The sequence below is a fragment of the Pseudoalteromonas sp. SG45-5 genome, assembly GCF_014164085.1.
In the GTDB taxonomy this organism is placed as follows: Bacteria; Pseudomonadota; Gammaproteobacteria; order Enterobacterales; family Alteromonadaceae; genus Pseudoalteromonas; species Pseudoalteromonas aliena.
This window is the reverse complement of sequence record NZ_JACJEM010000153.1, coordinates 1-593: the sequence shown is the minus strand read 5'-3', so window position 1 is coordinate 593 and position 593 is coordinate 1. Positions and strand designations below refer to the sequence as shown.

The window sequence follows — 593 nt, the reverse complement described above, 5'->3', positions numbered from 1 at the left end:
GATACTCCTTCACGCCACTACGCGCACGTAGATTGTCCTGGTCACGCCGATTATGTTAAAAACATGATCACTGGTGCTGCTCAAATGGACGGCGCGATCTTAGTAGTTGCTGCGACTGATGGCCCTATGCCACAAACGCGTGAGCACATCCTTCTTTCTCGTCAGGTTGGCGTTCCTTACATCATCGTATTCATGAACAAATGTGACATGGTTGATGACGAAGAGCTACTTGAACTAGTAGAAATGGAAGTTCGTGAACTTCTTTCAGAATACGATTTCCCAGGTGATGACTTACCTCTAATCGCTGGTTCTGCGCTTAAGGCGTTAGAAGGCGAGAAAGAGTGGGAAGATAAGATTGTTGAGCTTGCAAATGCACTTGATTCTTACATCCCAGAGCCAGAGCGTGACATCGATAAGCCTTTCATCATGCCTATCGAAGACGTTTTCTCAATCCAGGGTCGTGGTACAGTTGTAACTGGCCGTGTTGAAGCTGGTATCATCAACGTGAATGACGAAGTTGAAATCGTTGGTATCAAGGACACTACTAAGTCTACTTGTACTGGTGTTGAAATGTTCCGTAAGCTTCTTGACGA

At 45.7% G+C, this 593-nt stretch carries 1 protein-coding gene; it reads left to right on the top strand.

The features are described 5' to 3' along the window. A partial coding sequence (locus tag H5119_RS20795; protein ID WP_259399077.1) for a GTP-binding protein occupies positions 1-593 on the top strand: 593 nt, incomplete at both ends.